This is a genomic window from Roseburia faecis, from assembly GCF_001406815.1.
In the GTDB taxonomy this organism is placed as follows: domain Bacteria; phylum Bacillota; class Clostridia; order Lachnospirales; family Lachnospiraceae; genus Roseburia; species Roseburia faecis.
Map to the genome: position 1 here is coordinate 1 of NZ_CVRR01000098.1, position 360 is coordinate 360.

Consider the following 360-nt stretch of genomic DNA (forward strand, 5'->3'; position numbering starts at 1 on the left):
ATAACACTTACAAAATCAGAACCACCGTAGAAAGAGATATTAACCACATCAAGGATAATCTTTGTCTGGCCGGAAGAAGAACCCAGAATGAGAAAACACTTCACGCCGATCTGGTCCTTGCAGGAATTACCCAACTGATAACAGTTGTACTTTCGGATAAAATCAATCATCACGAATTTATTCGCAGCTTAAAACCTCTTATTGCTTAGGACTTACCAACTCAATAAAGTCTACGGCTTATTTAAGTGCGCCTAAAACAGCTCAATATCCGTTTTCGTCATTAAAATCATGCTATGCTCAATTCTGTTTCTATTTTGATTCAAGTTTGCGAACGAGCATCGCGAGTTTCGCAATTACCTA

The 360-nt window shown here is 38.3% G+C and carries 1 pseudogene; it reads left to right on the forward strand.

Annotated features, from left to right (window positions below):
• Positions 1–209, forward strand: a pseudogene (locus tag M72_RS16640) (ISNCY family transposase); the annotation flags it as partial.
• Between the last annotated feature and the right edge of the window lie 151 nt (positions 210–360).